This is a genomic window from Nevskia sp. (assembly GCF_051860985.1).
Lineage (GTDB): Bacteria > Pseudomonadota > Gammaproteobacteria > Nevskiales > Nevskiaceae > Nevskia.
On sequence record NZ_JBIMKV010000011.1, the window covers coordinates 82,292 to 99,025 of the forward strand.

General features: G+C 67.2%; 13 protein-coding genes. 7 read left to right on the top strand and 6 right to left on the bottom strand.

The window, feature by feature from the left end:
- The first annotated feature begins 17 nt into the window (after nt 1-17).
- The 5 genes from nuoJ to nuoN are packed head-to-tail and all read left to right on the top strand — an operon-like array spanning nt 18 to nt 5,739.
- Nucleotides 18-506, top strand: coding sequence for an NADH-quinone oxidoreductase subunit J (gene nuoJ / locus ACTIGJ_RS12390; protein ID WP_439640629.1), 489 nt, complete (start codon nt 18-20; stop codon nt 504-506).
- A gap of 36 nt (nt 507-542) precedes the next feature.
- Nucleotides 543-881: an NADH-quinone oxidoreductase subunit NuoK gene (gene nuoK, locus ACTIGJ_RS12395; RefSeq protein WP_439640630.1), complete on the top strand. Its 339-nt coding sequence runs from the start codon at nt 543-545 to the stop codon at nt 879-881.
- Between the two features lie 6 nt (nt 882-887).
- Nucleotides 888-2,741: an NADH-quinone oxidoreductase subunit L gene (gene nuoL / locus ACTIGJ_RS12400; RefSeq protein WP_439640631.1), complete on the top strand. Its 1,854-nt coding sequence runs from the start codon at nt 888-890 to the stop codon at nt 2,739-2,741.
- On the top strand, nt 2,738-4,294 hold the full coding sequence (gene nuoM / locus ACTIGJ_RS12405; protein WP_439640632.1) for an NADH-quinone oxidoreductase subunit M: 1,557 nt from the start codon (nt 2,738-2,740) through the stop codon (nt 4,292-4,294). Before nuoL ends, nuoM begins: the two co-directional genes overlap by 4 nt.
- Nucleotides 4,291-5,739 (top strand): NADH-quinone oxidoreductase subunit NuoN, encoded by a 1,449-nt coding sequence (gene nuoN, locus ACTIGJ_RS12410; RefSeq protein ID WP_439640633.1) that lies wholly within the window; start codon nt 4,291-4,293, stop codon nt 5,737-5,739. Before nuoM ends, nuoN begins: the two co-directional genes overlap by 4 nt.
- A gap of 132 nt (nt 5,740-5,871) precedes the next feature.
- Here the strand turns inward: nuoN and ACTIGJ_RS12415 are convergent, their stop codons facing one another.
- The 4 genes from ACTIGJ_RS12415 to ACTIGJ_RS12430 form a co-directional block, all read right to left on the bottom strand.
- Nucleotides 5,872-6,393, bottom strand: coding sequence for a hypothetical protein (locus ACTIGJ_RS12415; RefSeq protein WP_439640634.1), 522 nt, complete (start codon nt 6,391-6,393; stop codon nt 5,872-5,874).
- Nucleotides 6,394-6,557: 164 nt separating this feature from the next.
- On the bottom strand, nt 6,558-7,304 hold the full coding sequence (locus ACTIGJ_RS12420; RefSeq protein WP_439640635.1) for an amino acid ABC transporter ATP-binding protein: 747 nt from the start codon (nt 7,302-7,304) through the stop codon (nt 6,558-6,560).
- Between the two features lie 11 nt (nt 7,305-7,315).
- Nucleotides 7,316-8,266, bottom strand: a complete 951-nt coding sequence (locus ACTIGJ_RS12425; RefSeq protein WP_439640636.1) for an amino acid ABC transporter permease — start codon at nt 8,264-8,266, stop codon at nt 7,316-7,318.
- Between the two features lie 118 nt (nt 8,267-8,384).
- Nucleotides 8,385-9,716, bottom strand: a complete 1,332-nt coding sequence (locus ACTIGJ_RS12430; RefSeq protein WP_439640637.1) for a sensor histidine kinase — start codon at nt 9,714-9,716, stop codon at nt 8,385-8,387.
- Nucleotides 9,717-9,884: 168 nt separating this feature from the next.
- Here ACTIGJ_RS12430 and rfbB point away from each other — a divergent pair, with 168 nt between their 5' ends.
- Nucleotides 9,885-10,964: a dTDP-glucose 4,6-dehydratase gene (gene rfbB, locus ACTIGJ_RS12435; RefSeq protein WP_439640638.1), complete on the top strand. Its 1,080-nt coding sequence runs from the start codon at nt 9,885-9,887 to the stop codon at nt 10,962-10,964.
- On the opposite strand, the gene ACTIGJ_RS12440 is transcribed toward rfbB, so the two are convergent.
- Both ACTIGJ_RS12440 and ACTIGJ_RS12445 read right to left on the bottom strand, forming a co-directional pair.
- Entirely contained in the window at nt 10,951-13,875 is a 2,925-nt protein-coding gene (locus tag ACTIGJ_RS12440; RefSeq protein WP_439640639.1) for a valine--tRNA ligase, read from the bottom strand. The genes rfbB and ACTIGJ_RS12440 overlap by 14 nt on opposite strands.
- 179 nt (nt 13,876-14,054) lie before the next feature.
- Nucleotides 14,055-14,810, bottom strand: a complete 756-nt coding sequence (locus tag ACTIGJ_RS12445) for a DsbC family protein (RefSeq protein ID WP_439640640.1) — start codon at nt 14,808-14,810, stop codon at nt 14,055-14,057.
- A gap of 195 nt (nt 14,811-15,005) precedes the next feature.
- Between ACTIGJ_RS12445 and ACTIGJ_RS12450 the strand changes: the two genes are divergently transcribed.
- The gene (locus ACTIGJ_RS12450) at nt 15,006-16,733 is read left to right on the top strand and encodes a potassium/proton antiporter (RefSeq protein ID WP_439640641.1); all 1,728 of its coding nucleotides are present in this window, start codon (nt 15,006-15,008) and stop codon (nt 16,731-16,733) included.
- Nucleotide 16,734 lies beyond the last annotated feature (1 nt).

Genomic DNA, 16,734 nt, shown 5'->3' on the forward strand with positions numbered 1-16,734 from the left:
CGGACCGGACGACCATCGTGGAAATCGCGTTCTATCTTTCCGGCTTCGTCGCGGTGCTGGCCACCGTGCTGGCGATCACCAACACCAACCCGGTTCATGCGCTGCTGTACCTGATCGCCTCGCTGCTGGCCGTGGCGATGGTGTTCTTCTCGATCGGCGCGCCGTTTGCCGGTGCCCTCGAAGTGATCGTCTATGCCGGCGCAATCATGGTGCTGTTCGTGTTCGTGGTGATGATGCTGAACCTCGGCCAGGCGGCGATCGAGCAGGAGCGCCGCTGGCTGACGCCGAAGACCTGGATCGGTCCGGGCCTGCTGTGCGGCGTGCTGATGGTGGAAATGATCCGGGTGCTGTCGCCGACGGCCGGCGGCGCCATCGGGGCCGGCGTGATCGACGGCAAGGCGGTCGGCATCGCGCTGTTCGGGCCCTACCTGCTGGTGGTCGAGCTGGCGTCGATGCTGCTGCTGGCGGCGCTGGTGGCCGCCTATCACATGGGCAAACACGACTGACCTGCCACGCGCCCGTCAGCGATCACAACCAGAACCATGACCAATAACGAAATCGCGACCACCGCCGCAGCGACGGTTCCGCTGGAACACGCGCTGATTCTTGCCGGCATCCTGTTTTCTCTCGGGCTGCTGGGTCTGCTTGTCCGCCGCAACATCCTGTTCGTGCTGATGTCGATCGAAGTGATGATGAACGCCGCCGCCGTCGCCTTCGTGGCCTCCGGCAGCCGCTGGGGCGCAGCCGATGGCCAGGTGATGTTCATCCTGATCCTGACGCTGGCCGCCGCCGAAGCCAGCGTCGGCCTCGCCCTCGTGCTGCAGCTGTATCGCCGCTTCGAGACGCTCGACACCGATGCCGCCAGCGAAATGAAGGGATAAGCAGACATGTTCGATCTTCTGTTCCTGGTTTTCCTCGCGCCGATGGTCGGCTTCCTGTTGCTGGCCTTTGGCCGCGACAAGTGGAGCGAGAACGCGGCCGCCGCGATCGGCGTCGGTTCGGTCGGCATCTCGGCGGCGGTGGTCGCCGGCTGCGTGTTCCAGTTCATGACCAGCCCGCCGGACGGCGGCGTGTTCAGCCAGCAGCTGTGGACCTGGATCGATGTCGGCAGCTTCAAGCCGGAGCTGCGCCTGCGGCTCGATGGCCTGAGCCTGACGATGATCTCGGTGATCTGCGGCGTCGGCTTCCTGATCCACCTGTTCGCCTCCTGGTACATGCGCGAAGACCCCGGCTACGGCCGCTTCTTCTCGTACATGAACCTGTTCGTGATGAGCATGGTGTTCCTGGTGCTCGGCGATAACCTGCTGCTGCTGTATCTCGGCTGGGAAGGCGTCGGTCTGGCGTCGTACCTGCTGATCGGCTTCTGGTACAGCGACGCCGCCAATGGTGCCGCCGCCCGCAAGGCCTTCGTGGTCACCCGTGTCGGCGACACCTTCATGGCGATCGCACTGTTCCTGCTGTGGCGCGACCTCGGCACGCTCGATATCCAGGAGATCCTCAAGGCCGCGCCGGCGTTCTATGCCGACAAGCCGGATCTGATCACCGCGATTGCGCTGCTGATGCTCGGCGGTGCGGTCGGCAAGTCGGCGCAATTGCCGCTGCAGACCTGGCTGCCAGACGCGATGGCCGGCCCGACGCCGGTCTCCGCGCTGATCCACGCGGCCACGATGGTCACCGCCGGCGTCTATCTGATCGCCCGCACCCACACCTTGTTCGAGCTATCGCCGTTCGCGCTGTCGATGGTCGGTGCCACCGGCGCGGTGACCCTGCTGATCGCCGGCTTCACGGCGATGGTGCAGACCGACATCAAGCGCGTGCTGGCCTACTCGACGATGAGCCAGATCGGCTACATGTTCCTGGCGCTCGGCGCTGGCGCCTGGAGCGCGGCGATCTTCCACCTGATGACCCACGCGTTCTTCAAGGCGCTGCTGTTCCTGGCCTCGGGCGCGGTGATCCTCGGCTGCCACCACGAGCAGAACATCTTCCACATGGGTGGCCTGCGCAAGAAGCTGCCGCTGGCGTTCTGGAGCTTCGTGATCGGCGGTGCTGCGCTGGCGGCGTTGCCGTACATCACCGCCGGCTTCTATTCGAAGGACGAGATCCTGATCGGCGCCTGGGCCGGCGGCAATCACCCGCTGTTCTACGCCGCGCTGTTCGGTGCCTTCCTGACCTCGATCTACACCGCGCGGCTGATCTTCATCACCTTCTTCGGCAAGTACCACGGCCATGCCGACGTCCATGCCGGCCACGGCATTTCCTACAACCTGCCGCTGCTGGTGCTGATCGTGCTGTCGACGGCGGTCGGCGGCTTCATCCACCCGCCGGTCGATGCTGTGCTGCCGGCCAGCCCGCATGCCGAGCACAGCCTGCACACGACGATTGCGCTGGTGTCGGGCGGTGTCGCGCTGCTCGGTGTCGGCATCGGCTATCTGCTGTTCTTCGGTGAGCGCCGCTTCGTGACCGCGCTCGGCAAGAACCCGACCGCCAAGCTGATTGCGAAGTTCTGGTTCAGCGCCTTCGGTTTCGACTGGCTGTATGACCGGCTGTTCGTGAAGCCCTTCATGTTTTTCGTGCACCTCACCCGCAAGGACGCCTTCGACACCGTCGTCATGAGCCTCACCCAACCGCTGACTGCCCTGAACGGCCTGCTGGCCCGCACCCAGACCGGCCAGATCCGCTGGTATGCCGCCAGCATGGCCGGCGGCGCCGTGCTGATCATCGCCCTGGTGGTGTTGTCATGATCCTTGTCTGGCTGATGGTGATCCCGTTCGTCGGCGGCTTCCTGTGCTGGCAGGGCGAGCGTTTCGGTCGCGGTTTCCCGCGCTGGGTCGGCCTGATCACGATGTCGATCGTGCTGCTGATGTCGCTGTACCTGTGGCACGTCGGCGACTACACGCAGACCCTGCTGAATCCGTCGAGCCCGCAGTGGGTCGCCGAGTTCAAGGCCGACTGGATTCCGCGCCTCGGCATCAGCTTCCATCTGGCGCTCGACGGCCTGTCGCTGGTGCTGATCGTGCTGACCGGCCTGATCGGCGTGCTGGCGATCGCCTGCTCGTGGAATGAAGTCCAGCGTAACGTCGGCTTCTTCCACCTGAACCTGCTGTGGAACCTGGCCGGCGTGATCGGCGTGTTCCTCGCCATGGATCTTTTCCTGTTCTTCTTCTTCTGGGAAATGATGCTGGTGCCGATGTACTTCCTGATCGCGCTGTGGGGACACAACATCCCCGGCGGCAAGGGACGCGTGTTCGCCGCCACCAAGTTCTTCATCTTCACCCAGGCCTCCGGCCTGCTGATGCTGCTGGCGATCCTGGCGCTGGTGTTCGCCCACTATCAGGCCACCGGCACGATCAGCTTCGGCTATCCGGACCTGCTCGCCTGGACTCGTTCGGGCGCGATGTCGGCCCAGCTGGAGTGGTGGCTGATGCTCGGTTTCTTCGTCGCCTTCGCGGTGAAGATGCCGGTGGTCCCGGTGCATTCCTGGCTGCCGGACGCCCACTCGCAGGCGCCGACCGCCGGTTCGGTCGACCTTGCCGGCATCCTGCTGAAGACCGCCGCCTACGGCATCCTGCGCTTCGGCGTGCCGATGTTCCCGCATGCCTCGCAGGAGATCGCGCCGGTGGCGATGTGGCTCGGCGTCGCCGGCATCATCTGGGGCGCGGTGCTGTCGCTGTCCCAGCACGACGTCAAGCGCTTCGTCGCCTACACGTCGGTGTCGCACATGGGCTTCATCCTGGTCGGCATCTATTCCGGCACCGAGCAGTCGTTGCAGGGTGTGGTGATCCAGATGCTGGCGCACGGCATTTCCGCCGGTGCGCTGTTCATCCTGTGCGGCGAAATCTACGAACGCCTGCATACGCGCGACATGCGCGAGATGGGTGGCCTGTGGTCGCGGCTGCCGTTCCTGCCGCCGATCGCGATGTTCTTCTCCGCAGCTGCCCTCGGCCTGCCCGGCATGGGCAACTTCGTCGGCGAATTCCTGATCCTGGTCGGCAGCTTCCCGATCAACCCGGTGATCACCATCGTGTCGGCCACCGGCCTGATCCTGGCCGCCGTCTACTCGCTGATGATGATGCAGCGCGCCTTCTTCGGCGCCGCGAAATCGGACGAGAAGCTGCGTGACCTCAATGTCCGCGAAATGACCACCATGCTGAGCCTGATGGCGCTGATCCTGTTCATGGGCCTGTATCCGCAGCCGATCCTCGATGTCACCAAGGCCACCATGGCTGGCGTGCAGACCATCTACGCCACCGGCCTCGTGCCGCCTGCCGCTTCCGTGGCCGAGGTGCTGCCATGAGCCGCGACCAGCTGCTGGCCCTGCTGCCGATCCTGTTCAGCAGCGCCACCGTCGTCTGGGTGATGACGGCGATCGCGATCCGCCGTCATCACTGGTGGAACGCGACGTTCTCGGTGGTCGGCCTGAACCTGGCGCTGATTGGCTGCGTGGTCGCCTACTTCGTGTCGCCGCAGATCGTCACGCCGCTGCTGGTCGTCGACAGCTACTCCTGCCTGTACATGGCGATGGTGCTGGCCACCGGCCTTGCCACGGCAACGCTGTCGCATGCGTACATGGAAGGCTTCGACGGCAACAAGGAAGAGGTCTACCTGCTGCTGAACCTGTCGGTGCTGGGCGGCCTGGTGCTGGTCTGCGCCCGCCACTTCGCCAGCTTCTTCATCGGCCTGGAACTGCTCAGCGTGCCGCTGTACGGCCTGATCGGCTACCTGGTCAAGGAACGCCGCTCGCTGGAAGCGAGCATGAAGTACCTGGTGCTGTCGGCTGCCGCGTCGGCGTTCCTGCTGTTCGGCATGGCGCTGATCTACTCGCAGACCGGCGCGCTTGGCTTCGCCGACATCGGCGCCCGCACGGCCGCGATCACGGCTGGCGCGCCGCACACGGTGCTGGTGATTGGCGGCGCGATGATCCTGATCGGCATCGGCTTCAAGCTGTCGCTGGCGCCGTTCCACCTGTGGACGCCGGACGTCTATGAAGGCGCGCCGGCGCCGGTCGGCGCCTACCTCGCCACCGCCTCGAAGGTCGCCGTGTTCGCAGTGCTGCTGCGCTTCTTCGTCGAAGCCAAGGCCTACCAGTACGGGCTGCTGCTCGACGTGCTGTCGGCGCTGGCGATCATCTCGATCGTCGCCGGCAACCTGCTGGCACTGCTGCAGGAAAACCTGAAGCGCCTGCTGGCCTACTCGTCGATCGCCCATTTCGGCTATCTGCTGGTGGCCTTCATCGCCGCCGGCCAGTTCGCCACCGAAGCGGTGGGCATCTACCTGCTGACCTACGTCGTCACCACGCTGGCGGCTTTCGGCGTCGTGACCTTGGTGTCGAGCCCGTACAAGGGCCATGACGCCGACCGCCTGTGGGACTACCGCGGCCTGTTCTGGCGTCGTCCGTACCTGACCGCGATCCTGACGACGGCGATGCTGTCGCTGGCCGGCATCCCGATGACGGCCGGCTTCATCGGCAAGTTCTACGCGATCACCGCCGGTGTCGAGAAGCGCCAGTGGTTGCTGCTAGCAGCGGTCGTGTTCGGCAGCGCGGTCGGCCTGTACTACTACCTGCGCGCGATGGTGCAGCTGTACCTGCGTACGCCTTGGGTGCGGAAGTACTCCGCGCCACTGGACTGGGCCTCGGGCACCGGTGGCGCGATGGTCGTCGCGCTGATGCTGCTGATGATCGTGCTGGGCATCTACCCGCAACCGTTCATCACTGCGATCCAGGCGGCCGGCCTGCACTAGCCGGCCCTTGCCCCGCCGCTGGGATCTGCGGCGCGGCCACAAAAAAGGCGGGCATCTCGCGATGCCCGCCTTTCTTGCTTTCAGGCGCCCGGCAGCATCGTCAGCGGCTGCCGGGTACTTGGTCGCGGCGGCTCAGCGCCGGAACGACAGCCCCTCGAGGCCCGGCAGCGAGGCGCCGGCGTTCGACGAACGCAGGTTGCCCAGCCGCAGCGCTGTGCCGTCGATGGCGATGGCGAGCTGCACGGCAGCGTCGGCGATCGTCGCACCGACCGGCGTCAGCAGCGGTTCGGCCGGCGTGGTCAGCCGCACCAGCACCGGATCGGCGGCCTGATACAGCGGCAGCAGCGTGTCGTAGAAGGTGTTGAACATCTTCACCGAGGTATCACGCAGGCCGTGCAGGCGCGGCGTGTCGGCGGTCAGCACGATGACGGCGCTGCTGAAGCCGTTGCGGCCGGCGGCAAAGCCGTCGACCGAGTTGCCGGCGAAGAACAGCGGAACCGAGTTGCCGAGGCCACCCGGCAGGGCCGGCGTGCCAGCCAGCAGCGCAGCGGTGGCACCGCGGCCATTGAGCAGACCGAACTGCGGCGCGGTCGGGGCGGCAGCGGCGCTGCCGGCAGCCAGCAAAAGAGCGGCAGCGATGAGTGAACGCTTCATGTCGAAAACCCTCCGGAAGACTTCTGATTTGAATTCGTAGGGGTCGGGCCGATGACCCGCCCCGCACACTTGAGGCCTGCAAAGCTTGCGCGGCACGACGTTCCCGTGCAAGCCGCAGAAGGAGAGTATGGCGGAATCAGGCCGTGCTCGGTCCGCCGCCACGCTCAAAGCACCTGCCGAAGGAAGCTCTGCAGCCGTTCGTGCCGGGGCGCGCCGAAAAAGGTCTCCGGCGCGTCCTCGCAAAGAATTTCGCCGCCGTCCATGAAGATCACCCGGTCGGCGACCGCGCGGGCAAAACCCATCTCGTGGGTGACCACGCACATGGTCATGCCGTCGACCGCCAGTTGCTTCATGACTTCCAGCACCTCGCCGACCATTTCCGGATCGAGCGCGCTGGTCGGCTCGTCGAACAGGATAACCGCCGGCTGCATCGCCAGCGCCCGGGCGATCGCCACCCGCTGCTGCTGGCCACCGGACAGCTGCGCCGGATAGCAGTCCCACTTGTTCGACAGCCCGACCTTGGCCAGCAGCGCCCGCGCCCGCTCGTCGGCCTGCGCGGCGCTCAGCTTCAGCACCTTGACCGGTGCCAGGCACAGGTTTTCCAGCACGGTCAGATGCGGAAACAGGTTGAACTGCTGGAACACCATGCCGACCCGCTGGCGCAGCGCGCGCAGATCCGCCGAACGCTGGTGCAGCACGTGACCGTCGACGACGATCTCGCCGCCAGTGATCACCTCCAGACCGTTGAAGGTGCGCAACAGAGTCGACTTGCCGGAGCCGCTGGGCCCGACGATCACCACCACCTCGCCTGCCTTCACCGACAGCGAGGCCCGCTTCAGACCGAGCACGCCGTTCGGATAGCGCTTCTCGATGTCACGCGCCTCGATCAGCACTGTCGCCGGCTGGTCCATCGTCGCCTCCGTCATCCCTGCACCGCATAGCGGCGTTCCAGCCGCCGCACCGCGACCGACAGCACGCCGGTCAGCAGCAGGTACATCAGCGCCACCACGAACCAGACCTCGAACGGGCTGAAGGTCGACGACACCACTTCGCGGCCGGCCTTGGTCAGGTCGGTCAGCGCCATCACCGACACCAGCGAGGAATCCTTGATCAGGTTGATCGACTGCCCGGCCAGCGGCGGCAGGATGCGCCGGGTCGCCTGCGGCAGGATCACGTAGCGCATGGTCTGGAAGCCGGACAGGCCGACGCTCTGCGCGGCCTCGGTCTGGCCCTTCGGCACCGCTTCGATGCCGGCGCGGACGATCTCGGCGACATAGGCGGCGGTGAACACCGCCAGCGCCACCACGCCGGCCGCGAACGCCGACAGCTGCAGCACCGTGCCGATGAAGAAGTAGACGATGAAGATCTGCACCAGCAGCGGCGTGCCGCGAATCACCTCGACATAGAACGCCGCCAGGTCACGCGCCGCCGGATTGCGCGATACCCGGCCGAGCCCGACCAGCAGGCCTAGCAGCAGCGCGAACACCAGCGACAGCGCGGAGATCTTCAGGGTCAGCCACAGGCCGACCAACAGCGGGCCAGCGCTGATGGCGTCGGTCTTGGCGATCACGTCGCCTTCGAAGACCAGGTCGCCATTGCCGGCGACGATCCGGCTGAAGCCGGTGAACTCGGCCGTCTCGGCGCCGCGCAGCGCCGTCATCGACAGCGCGCGCCCGTCTTCCGACACTGCGACGAAGCCATCGAACGGCGCTTTCTGGTCGTCGCCTTCGGTGGAAATCAGGTATTGCGGAATCCGCTCCCAGCGCCAGGTGTAGTCGATGCGCTTGCTGGCCAGGTACAGGCCGCTGCCGATGGCGACCAGCAGGGCGGCCGCAACGGCGTGCCAGAGCCAGCGAGAGAGTGAGGGCGACATCGGACGTGGGCGTGGCAGGCCCGCGCGATCTGCGGGCAGGTCATGAACAGATGGTTGCTCGGACGATACCGGTTTTGCCGGACCCTGTTAAGAAAGCCGGCCGCGCATGGCCGCCGTGTCAGCGGGCAACCGGCAGGCTCAGGCTGACGCACAGGCCGCGACCGCCCGAGCCTTCGCTGTCGCCGGCATTGGCCAGCAGGATGCGTCCACCATGGGCTTCGGCGATCTCTCGGGCCAGCGCCAGCCCCAGGCCGGTGCCGCTGCGCTTGGTCGAATAGAACGGCAGCAGCGCATTGGCCAGCACCGTCTCGCTCATGCCCGGGCCGCCATCGCGCACGTCGATCCGCCATTCACCGCCGAGACGCTGTACCGACAGCACGATGGCCTCCGGCGCGCTGCCGGATTCATGGGCGTTGCGCAGCAGGTTGATCAGCACCTGCTCGATCTGCGCGCGGTCGATCAGCGCCGGTTCGTCGGGCACCGGGCCCTCGATACGGAACGGCCATTGCTCCTGCAGACCCGCGAGAAATGCACGCCAGACCACCGGCTGCCGCTGCGGCGCCGGCAGCTTGGCGAAGCGCGCATAGCCGCCGATGAAGGTATGCAGGTGCCGGGCCCGTTCACTGATCGAGGCGAACACCGCGCCGACCCGCGCCAGCTCGCCGCGTCGCGCCAGTTCGGCGCCGGAATGGGCCATCGAGGAAATCGGCGCCAGCGAATTGTTCAGCTCGTGGCTGATGACCCGGATCACCTTCTTCCAGGTCGCCACTTCCTGCCGCGACAGCTCGCGGGTCATGCGCCGGAACAGCAGCAGCCGGTGCGGCTGGCTGGCCAGCCGGAAGCCGCGGGTGGAGGCGTGGTACATCTCCTCCTGCCCGGCCAGCTCGACGCCGAACAGCGCGTCCTCGCCGCGTGTCACGGCATCCTGCAGCGCCGGCGGGCAGTGGCCGAGAATCGCCGCGAAATCATGGCCATTCATGCTTCGGCCTTCATTGAGCAGCTGGCGGGCCGCGATGTTCGAGTAGGCCACCCGATTGCCGGCATCGACCAGCACCAGCGCCACCGGCGTGTTCTGCACCACGGTGTCGAGCAGCAGTTCGCGCTGCACCAGGTTCTGGCGCTGCTCGCGCAAGGTCGCACCGAGCGCGTTGTGGGCGCGCGCCAGCTCGCCCAGCTCGTCGCCCCGGCGGCTCGCCAGCGAGATGCTGAAATCGCCATCGCGATAGCTGTCGACCAGCGCCGTCAGACCGCGCAGCAGCTGCATCACCGGATCGATCAGCGAACGCGCCGCCACCAGCACCACCGGCATGCCCAGCAGCAGCGCCGCCGCCACCGCCACACGGCGATCGGCGAACAGCTGGCCGAAACCCACGCCCAGCAGCACGCCGAACGCCACGGCCAGCGACAGCGCGGCAGCGAGCTTGCCATGCAGAGAAAATCGGCGGTTCACGGATCGGCGCGCAGCGGTTCGAAGGTCGAGGCCGGAAGGCTAACCGACGTCCCTGCCCGGCGGCGAAGCGGGTGCCGAGCCACGGGCCGCGCCGCGACGTCCGGACGCCGCGCGTCAGGCTTCATACTGCCGGCCTGCCCTGCATCCCCGTTCCCGCCACCAGCTGACATGAGCGCTTCCCGCCCCCGCCGCGTGCTGGTCACCGGTTGCGCCGGCTTCATCGGCTCGGCCCTGGTCGGGCAATGGCTGCGCGAAACCGACTGGCAGCTGTTCGGCGTCGACAGCCTCGGCTACGCCGGCCTGCGCGCTTCGCTGATCGAAGCGCTCGGTGATCCCCGTTTCTCGCTGACCGTCGCCGACATCGCCGACGCCGCCGCGATGCAGGCGCTGTTCGCCCGCGCGCAGCCGGATGCGGTCATCCACCTGGCCGCCGAAAGCCATGTCGACCGCTCTCTGGAAGGTCCGGCGCCGTTCATCCACACCAATCTGGTCGGCATGGCGGTGCTGCTCGACGCCGCCCGCAGCCACGTCGACACGCTGGATGCCGACCGGCGTGCCGCCTTCCGCTTCGTCAACGTGTCCACCGACGAAGTGTTCGGCGCGCTCGGCGCCAGCGGCCGTTTCGACGAAGCCTCCCGGCATGCGCCGAACTCGCCGTACTCGGCGACCAAAGCCGGCGCCGACCATCTCGCCCGCGCCTGGCACCGCTCCTACGGCCTGCCGGTGATCACCACCTACTCGCCGAACAACTACGGGCCCCGGCAGCTGCCGGAAAAGCTGATCCCGCGCGTGATCACCGCCGCGCTGGCCGGTGAACCGCTACCGATCTACGGCAGCGGCCAGCAGGTGCGCGAATGGCTGCACGTGGAAGATCACGCTGCCGCGCTGCGCGCCGCACTGCTGCATGGGCGTGTCGGCGAGTCCTACTGCATCGGCGGCGGCATCGAGCACAGCAACCTGCAACTGGTCCAGCAGCTCTGCGCGCTGCTGGACCTGCGCCGGCCCGAACGCGCACCGCACGCCGGCCTGATCCGCCATGTCGACGACCGTCCCGGCCACGACTGGCGCTACGCGCTGGACGGCACGAAGTTCGCGCGCGACACCGGCTGGACCGCGAGCCGGGAGTTCGCCGCCGGGCTTCAGGAAACCGTCGACTGGTACCTGGCGAACCCGGACTGGCTGGCCGCTGCTACGGCCTCGCTGGCGGCAGCAACAGGCCAGCGCCCGCCGTCAATCACAGCGCGCTGATCCGCGCTTCCTGCTCGGCCAGCGTTGCCAGCTCCGCCTTCTGCTGGGCGACGCGGGCACGCTCTTTCTCGATCACCGCGGCCGGGGCGCCATTGACGAACTTGTCGCTGGCCAACCGCGCCTCGTTGGTTTCCAGATCCTTCTGCAGCTTGGCCTTGAGCTTCGCCAGCCGCGCCAGTTCGGCAGCCTTGTCGATTAGCCCGGCCATCGGCACCAGGATCTTCATGCTGCCGAGCAGCGCGGTGGCCGACTGCGGCGCCTCGTCGCTCGCCGACAGCACGCGGATCGACTCCAGCCGCGCCAGGAAGCTGACCGAATCGGTAAAGCGCGCGATCCGCTCGGCATCATCAGCGCTGGCGTTCTGGATCAGCACCGGCACCGGCTTGCCCGGCGCGATATCCATCTCGCCGCGAATCTGGCGCACGCCGAGCATGAAGCCCTTGAGCCATTCGACATCGGCCTCGGCGGCCTCGTCGATCCTGGCCAGATCGGCGACCGGATACGGCTGCAGCATGATCGTGCTGCCGGTCTTGCCCGCCAGCGGGCCGACGCGCTGCCAGATCTCCTCGGTGATGAACGGCATGATCGGGTGCAAGAGCCGCAGCGCGACTTCCAGCACCCGCACCAAGGTGCGCCGCGCGCCGCGCTTAGCCGCTTCGTCCGTGCCCTGCATCACCGGCTTGGTCAGCTCCAGATACCAGTCGCAGTACTCGTTCCAGATGAACTGGTAGAGCGCGGCGGCGAGCAGATCGAAGCGGTAATCGGCGAAGTGCTGCGCGGCCTCGGCTTCCAGACGCTGCAGCCGCGAGATGATCCAGCGATCGGCGGTCGATAGCCGCGCCTCGCCGTCCAGCGACACGCCGGCCAGCTCGGCGCCGGTTTCCGGATCGAGCGCACCGACATTCATCAGCACGAAGCGCGAAGCGTTCCAGATCTTGTTGCAGAAGTTGCGATAGCCCTCGGCGCGCGCCGCGTCGAAGCGCACGTCGCGGCCGTTGGTGGCGAGTGCGGCGAAGGTGAAGCGCAGCGCGTCGACGCCGACCGCCTCGATGCCCTTCGGATAGTCCTTGCGGGTCTTGACCTCGATCTTCGGCGCAGTGGCCGGGTTCATCAGCCCGGTGGTGCGCTTGGCGACCAGCGCATCGAGCGTGATGCCGTCGACGACATCGAGCGGGTCGAGGACATTGCCCTTCGACTTCGACATCTTGTTGCCTTCCGGATCGCGCACCAGACCGGTGATGAACACGTCCCTGAACGGCACGTCGTTCATGAAGTACTGGCCCATCATCACCATCCGGGCAACCCAGAAGAAGATGATGTCGAAGCCGGTGACCAGCACGCTCGACGGGTAGTACTTCTTCAGCGCTTCGGTGTTGTCCGGCCAGCCGAGCGTCGCCATCGGCCAGATGTCGGAGGAGAACCAGGTGTCGAAGACATCCTCGTCCTGCTTCAGCGACACGCTGTCACCGAGACCGTGCTTGGCGCGCACTTCGGCCTCGTCGCGGCCGACGTAGACCTTGCCGGCCTCGTCGTACCAGGCCGGGATGCGATGGCCCCACCAGAGCTGGCGGCTGATGCACCAGTCCTGGATGTTGTTCAGCCAGTGGAAGTACGTGGTCTTCCAGTTGTCCGGCACGAAGCGGATGCGGCCGGATTCCACCGCGTCGATCGCAGGCTGGGTGATCGCCGCCCGCCCGCCCTTGCCCGGCTGGCCGTCGTGGCGCGTGTCGCGGGTCAGGTCGACGAACCACTGATCGGTGAGGTACGGCTCCAGCACCGCGCCGCTGCGGTCACCTCTGGGCACTTTCAGCTTGTGCGGCTCGATCTTGTCGACCAGCCCGCGCGGGTAGACCGGCTTGCCATCGGCGTCGAGCGCGGCCGCAGCCGCGCCCGGCAGGTCGGCAGTCGCTTCGAGATCGGCGATGACACGCTTGCGCGCGTCCATGCGGTCTAGGCCGCGATACGGCTCCGGCACGGCGTCATTGAGGCTGGCGGTGCGGGTCAGGATGTTGATCAGCGGCAGCTGGTGCCGCTGGCCGAGCTGGTAGTCGTTGAAATCATGCGCCGGCGTGATCTTCACGCAGCCGGTACCGAACTCGCGATCCACGTAATCGTCGGCGACGATCGGAATGCGGCGGTCGCACAGCGGCAGGATCACGTCCTTGCCGACCAGATGCCGGTAGCGCTCGTCTTCCGGATGCACCGCCACCGCGGTGTCGCCGAGCATCGTTTCCGGGCGCGTGGTGGCGACCACGATGTAGTTCAAGGTGCGGCCTTCGGCGTCGACATAGATCACGCCGTCGGCGAGCGGATAGCGGAAGTGCCAGAGCTTGCCGTTCTCCTCTTCCTGCACGACTTCCAGATCGGAGATCGCGGTCTGCAGCACCGGGTCCCAGTTGACCAGACGCTTGCCGCGGTAGATCAGGCCATCCTCGTGCAGGCGCACGAAGTGCTCGATCACCGCCTTCGAATAGGACGGGTCCATCGTGAACGCTTCGCGGGTCCAGTCGACACTCGACCCCATGCGGCGGATCTGCTGGCCGATGGTGCCGGCCGAGTACTTCTTCCAGTCCCAGACCTTTTCGAGGAACTTCTCGCGACCGAGTTCGGCGCGGCTCGGCTCGCCGGCCAGCTTCAGGTTGCGCTCGACCACCATCTGGGTGGCGATGCCGGCGTGATCGGTGCCCGGCTGCCACAGCGTGTCGTCGCCCGACATCCGGTGATAGCGGGTCAGCGCGTCCATCACCGTGTGCTGGAAGGCATGGCCCATGTGCAGGGTGCCGGTGACATTCGGCGGCGGGATCATGATCGCGTACGGCGTGCCGCTGCCGCTCGGCTGGTAGCAGCCGCCAGCTTCCCAGTCCTGGCACCAGCGGGCCTCGATGGGCTTGGGATCGAAGGTCTTGTCCATGCGTGTTGGTCGGTCGTGATCGGTCGCGGCAGCCGCCGGTGACCGGCGCTGCGAGGGGCGACATTGTAGGGCGGCGGCGCGGTCGTGACCGGCCCGGAACGCCGCCTGCCGCCGATGAAAACGAATACGGCCCGGCGCCTGAAGGCACCGGGCCGCTCGGGCCTGCGGTCGCTGGGCGGTCAGCCCTTCGCCGGGCTCTTCGGCTTGCTGCCGAGTTCGGCGAGCTTGGCCGCCAGCTGGGCGGCCGGCACGTAGCCTGGGAAGACATCGCCGTTCGGCAGCACCAGCATCGGCGTGCCGCGAATGCCGAGATCGGTCGCCAGCTGGTATTCCTCGGCCACCGGGTTGTTGCAGGCCTTGCCCTTCAGCTTGATCTGCGCGCCGGCCTTGGCGTCGGTCAGCGCCTTGCGCTGGTCGGCCGAGCACCAGACCGCCTCGGCGCTGTACCAGGATTCGGTGTCCGGCCCGGAACGCGGGAAGAACGCGTAGCGGATCGCGATGCCCTTGGCGTTGAACTGGGCAATCTCCGAATGCAGCTTGCGGCAGTAGCCGCAGTCGATGTCGGTGAACACGGTGACCGTGTACTTGGTGGCCATCGGCGGTGCCGGCGCGAACTCGATCAGCTTGTCGCTGCCGAGCTTGGCCAGCACGTCCAGGCGGTCGACGCGGCGGCGGTTCTCGGTCAGTTCCTCGCCGGTCTTCATGTCGACCAGATCGCCGCGCAGCAGGTAGCGGCCGTCGGCCGTGGCGTAGGCGAATTCGCGCTGGTGCTGGATTTCGTAGAGGCCGGCGACCGGCGACGGCCGGACGTTGTCGGCGCTGATGCCGAGCGCCTTGGCGATGGTGGCGGCAGCGGCGGCGTCATCGGCGGCCCGCGCCGGCATCACGGAGGCAGTGCAGGCAAGCAGGACGGCGGCAAGGAGCGTTGATTTCATGGATGGCAAGCGGCGGCGAGAGTCGCGGCGAGTATGACAAAAAGCCTCCCGGCCAGTTCCCGCAGCGTCGGCACAGCTCGCCGTTGGCGCTGCTGCCGCGCCGATTGCTGCGCCTTGCAGCATCAAGGCGGCGCGATCCGCTAGCATCGACTCCGGTGCCGCGCCTGCGGCCGACACCCCACCTGCCCGATCGTCATGGAAGAAGTTGCCAGTCACGCCATCCTGGTTGCGGGAACGCTGTTCCTGATCTCGATCCTGGCCACGGCGATCACGCCGCGCCTCGGCGTGCCGCTGCTGCTGGTGTTCCTGATCGTCGGCCTGCTGGCCGGCGAGGATGGCCCCGGCGGCATCCATTTCACCGACTACAAGACCGCCAACGTCGCCGGCACCGCCGCGCTGGCGGTGATCCTGTTCGACGGCGGCCTGCGCACGCCGATGTCGAATTTCCGGGTCGGCCTGCGGCCGGCGCTGATGCTGGCGACAGTCGGCGTGCTGATCACCACCTCGATCGTCGGCGCGCTGGCGGCCTGGCTGTTCAGCCTGCCGATCGCCGAAGGCCTGCTGATCGGCGCGATCGTCGGCTCCACCGACGCAGCGGCAGTGTTCTCGCTGCTGTCGACCCGCGCGGTGCGCCTGAACAACCGCATCAGCTCGGCGCTGGAAATCGAGTCCGGCACCAATGACCCGATGGCCGTGATGCTGACCATCGGCCTCGTCCATTACCTGCTGGCACCGGAACATTACGGCGCGCTGGAAGTGGCCCAGCTGCTGAGCATGCAGGTGGTGTTCGGTGTGGCGCTCGGCTACGCCGGCGGCTACCTGCTGATCCGCACCCTGAACGAGGTGACGCTCGGCGATTCGCTGTACCCGCTGCTGGCGATGTTCGGCGGCCTGCTGATCTACGGCGTCACGGCCACCGTCGGCGGCAGCGGCTTCCTGGCGGTCTACCTCGCCGGCCTGATGCTCGGCAACCAGCCGATCCGCGCCTTCGCCAGCATCAAGCGCTTCCACGACGGCATCGCCTGGCTGGCCCAGATCGGCATGTTCCTGGTGCTCGGCCTGCTGGCCACGCCAAGCCGCATGGTCGAGGTCGCCGTGCCGGCGCTGATCACCGCCGCCGTGCTGACCTTCATTGCCCGCCCGATCGCGGTCGGCATCTCGCTGCTGCCGTTCCATTTCCCGTGGCGCGAGCAGGTCTACATGAGCTGGGTGGGCCTGCGCGGCTCGGTGCCGATGGTGCTGGCCACCTTCCCGCTGCTGGCCGGCCTCAAGAACGCGACGCTGTTCTTCGACGTCGCCTTCTTCATCGTGCTGGTGTCGCTGATCGTGCAGGGCTGGACCGTGGCGCCGGTGGCGCGGCTGCTGGGCCTGCAGATGCCGCCGGTCTCGACCCGCGTGCGCCGCGCCGACATCGATCTGCCCGGCACCCGCGGCTACGAGATGGTCAGCTACCGGCTGGCGCGGACCAGCGCGCTGATCGGCAAGCGGCCCAAGCAGCTGCCGCTGGAAGACAGCTCGCGGATCGTCAGCCTGACCCGCGCCGGCAAGCTGATTCCGTATCGCGACTGGGGCGTGCTGAAAGGCGGCGACTACCTGTCGCTGATCGTTTCCAAGGCCGAGCTGCCGGAGCTGGACAAGCTGTTCCAGCAGACCCGCGGCAACCAGGGCGTGGAGCAGCAGCGCTATTTCGGCGAATTCATCATCAGCCCCGAAGCCCTGCTCAGCGAACTGGCCGAGGCCTACGGCCTCGACGTGCCGTCGTCGGCGGCCGACTTCACGCTGGCCGCCTTCGTGTCCAGCGTGGTCCACAAGCCGGTGGTCGGCGACCGCCTGCGCCTCGGCGAGATGGAACTGGTGGTCCGCAAGATGGAGGCCGATCGGATCGTCGAACTGGGCCTGCGCCTGCCGCACGAACGCCACTGAG